The sequence below is a fragment of the Bartonella sp. AP21QHHD genome (assembly GCF_042196205.1).
Classification (GTDB): domain Bacteria; phylum Pseudomonadota; class Alphaproteobacteria; order Rhizobiales; family Rhizobiaceae; genus Bartonella.
Genome location: NZ_JBHIPT010000099.1, coordinates 1 through 3,914 on the forward strand (window position 1 = coordinate 1; position 3,914 = coordinate 3,914).

At 45.0% G+C, this 3,914-nt stretch carries 2 protein-coding genes; both read right to left on the minus strand.

All coding sequences use genetic code 11. From position 1 onward, the window contains the following. The coding region (locus ACFIMC_RS10340) for a hemagglutinin repeat-containing protein (RefSeq protein ID WP_404977328.1) at nucleotides 1–489 on the minus strand (489 nt) is incomplete at its 3' end. After that, a partial coding sequence (locus tag ACFIMC_RS05900; protein WP_404977329.1) for a hemagglutinin repeat-containing protein occupies nucleotides 479–3,914 on the minus strand: 3,436 nt, incomplete at its 5' end. The genes ACFIMC_RS05900 and ACFIMC_RS10340, both read right to left, overlap by 11 nt.

Genomic DNA, 3,914 nt, shown 5'->3' on the forward strand with positions numbered 1-3,914 from the left:
AATGGCTGCTTGTAAATTCACATCATTGTCAGCAGTAATCTGCACATCTTGGCGTGCCGTGATGTGTGATTGTGTGGAAGTGGTTTCCCATTGATCGCCCGTATCTTTGGCGCTTGCAACCCCAACACCTACAGAAGCACCGCTGTTGCTCTTTTCAAACTGAATGCCAAAGCCTGTACGTTCTTCCTTTGAGCTTGAGGAATGGCTATTATGACCAACAAGCACATTGACATCATGCGCTGCCGAAAGGTTAATATTCTCACCCGCAAGATCAGAGCCCTCCACGTTCACATCTTTTTTCTTGGCAGTGATGTTGATATTGCCATCCGCATTGAGAGAAGAGCCTTGATGCTCAAAGCTCTCTTCATTTTCTGTCTTTCCCTCACTCCCGTATATCGACACAAAGCCCTTACCTGATCCCACACCAAAACCTGTTTCATGCTCCTCTGAATGGCTTTTATGATGATCTGTCATGCCATCAATCGTCACACTTTCTCCGCTCACATTGATATCTTGACCGGAAAGAAGATGNAACCGTTGTGGTATGCGATTGAGATGTATCGGACGATTTCTCATGAAAAAAGCCACTTGATGACGATTGTGCTTGCTGATCCAAGTGTTCTTGGGCGCCTTTGATAGTAATCTTTCCCCCAGAGTGAATGGTAATATCCGCTTGTTTCTGTTCTCCTGGTGCTTTCTCTCCTGACGTTTCCTCTGCCTTACCGGCTACGAGCGTCGAGGCGACAACTTCCGTGTTGTTTCCAGATTCAATGGCAACGCCTTTTTCTCCTGCTATACTTGAACCTACCACTTGGGTAGCTCCAAAAGTTTCATGATAGGATGAGCTTCCCCCAAAAAAACCGCCATCTGTGTAGCTAGATATCTCACGGTGTGAACTATCCTCTGCATTGGTGATCAGGACATCGTTGCTGGCTTTCAGCCCTACCTTGCCCTCAGCCGCAACGGAACTGCCTGTGATGCTAAGGTCATGCGGTTTCCCATCCTGCCCTGCAACAACAGTGGTATCACCCCCAGATTTTATCGAAGAACCCCGAGAAATAGACTCTTGCCTATCAACACTAAAGTCGCTGCTCTGAAAATGATAATCTCTTTCATCGTTTCTCACCCCTATTGTTATCTCCCCTTGTGCGCCAAGAGCAACATTGTCCTTCGCATCTATATCGGAAGCAGCAATATGGATATCTTGACCCGAGATGACAGTGGTATCTTTTCCAGAACTTAAATGAGAGCCATTGTGCAAGGCGACATGGGAGGTTTCACTCCCGCGATGATTGTCCATGCTGTTGCGTGTAGCATCAATCGAAACATTTTCTTTTGCTTGTAAGTAAAGATCATCATGCGCTTGAACATCAGAGCCTAAAATATTCAAATCTTTTCCAGAGAGAAGTGTCGTCGAGCCTCCAGAGTTTAACACAGATTTATGGTGCATAATGGAGTCACTATACTGTTTATGGTGATGCGTTGCAGCTGAGCCTATCGTCAAGTTGCCTTCTTCTGTAGCCATGGCAAGATCACCTCCGGTGCTGATCCCCACCCCTGAGGCGGTAATATCTTGTTTAGCAATCACCGTTGCATTACCCCCAGCAGAAAGCGCCTCGGTGTTTAATACGGTCTCCACGCCGTCAACCGTTGTGCGCCCTGCGTCCAAACGAATATTCTTCTCCGCAAGGATAACAGCATCCCCACCAGCAGCAAAATGCCCCCCTTGACTGAGGATATCCCCACCATGCACATGCAATTGGTGGTTTGCCGCAATCCGCCCTGAATTGGTTATTGTGGAATTGCTTGTATTTTGGCTGGTGATATTGACATCATCGCCCATGATCAAAGCCCCAGCAGAAACAAAGGAGGCTCTGTCTTTTTCAGGGATGTAAAGCACCGGTGCATAAACATCCATGCCCTTGACCTGTTGGCGCACATAAATCACCATCGGGGCTTCTAGGGACGCCAATTGTTCTTCACTCAAAGCCTCACCAAAAGGGAGATTGTGTGCTTTTGCATAATCTGCCCCACCATCTAGCAAAGTTTTGACTTGTTCAATGGCATCACTTCCAGGAATAAAGGAACCTTTGCCCAAACCTTGACCAACAAGATCACGCATTTGTTTCTCAATCAGCTGCTTTTCAAAATAGGCATCACCTAAGAAAAAAATCTCTCTGTCAGGATTATAACCAATTCTGTTCAAATAATAGGCTGAGCCATAAAACTTGCCGACATCAAGGAATTCTGCCCGCGTTTCATAAATGAAATTTTGATTGGGCAGCGTGCCCCCAACACCCCCCGATTGGGGCTTTGGTAAAGGGAGCCCCTCAGCAAGTTCCCCCGCATTATTGAGATCGACTTTTGGTGTAAAGAGAGCGCCAGCTCCAGGCAAACCACTTAAGGACTCCAGTGGATTGCCTCCAACGGTTTTTGCCTCAAAATGCGCATCCCCTGTAATCGAACCTTCCGCTGCCTCGTTGTGGAGTTGATCGACCACCAAATTCAAAATGCCACCCGCTTGAACAAGACCAGGAACAGTATCGAGAACTTCTGAATTGATATGGCGAAAACCATCATTATTTATTATATCTAAAGCAACATTTCGGCTTCCATCAGCGTTATAAGCATAACAATAAGCATCCGTATTAGCCTGACAACCCATATAGGTGTTTTTATAAGCTGTTGCACCTAAATTGGTCAGCACATTGGCGTGGATATCGGCGTTTCCCCCTGCTTCTATAATGCTATAATGGTTGTCAATGGTATCAGCGTTAATAATAAGATTGCCGTGAGACTGTATCATTCCTTGACGAGTAGGCGAAAATTCTTGCGTGACAGTTTTCTGTATCATGTGAGATAAATTATTCCATCGGTACCCTTGAAAAAAAACCGAACTTTCACTCTCTTCATTCCAAGTAAATGCCTTGTATACTATCCCATCTTCTAAAGTTATCTTACCATAAGTTGCCTCTTTGTTGGGCAAAGAATTTTTAAAGTGAAAATCACATGTGTTTCCCGAACATTCAACTTCCTCATAGGAAACGGCCCATATTTCTATCCCCAACTCATTTGCTATACTTGTTGTATGATACAAAATCGCATTTTCAATTGAATCAAAGCGTTCTGGTTTTTGGAAAGAAATATCGCTATATTCCGTTTTTTCCGTGATGACAGGCGTGCTATCAGCTTCGTTTTTTAGAGTGTTGGTTTGGATATTTAAGTTTCCACCAGCTTGAATAAAGCCCGCTTTGTTAACAAGGGAAAGGCTTTTTCCTGTGCCTTCTGCATTGGTGAAACCCAAATCACCCTCTGCCATTATGGCACCAAAATCATTCAACAAATCCCCATCAACTTGTAAAGCACCATTGCCCTTCACATAAATTAAGCCCGTTTTGTTGTTGGTCACATCCCCCGTCACGCTAAAGATTAAATCCTGCCCCGATGCCAATTGACCGCTATTTCCAAGCTCCCCCGTTTTGATCACGAAATCTCTGGCTGCTAAAACAGAAGTTGTCTCATCAACCATAACGCTTGGAGCAATAAAGAGAATATCTCCAGTCCCTCCCTGATCTGTCACGGCTTGTAGCCGCGCATGGTGAATATCAAGGGCATTGGTGCTGTTAAAATCTAAACCGCCATAAGCCAATTCGCTCTCTGAGACATCAATATGATCTGCAATTAAATACAGCGTTTGCGGCGTGTAAATATGAGAACGATTATTGCTTAAATCGAGAGTGTTTGCTGTCAACCTCACATCCCCCTCAGCAGACAGCACATTCTCAACACTGATCTCTCCTGATACCGATGTCAATTTTGCACTGCCATAGCCCATGACCTGATCATAATAGATGTCGTTGCCTGCAAAAATTTCAATATTGCCACCACTGGCAATCTGACCAACCTTCACCCCT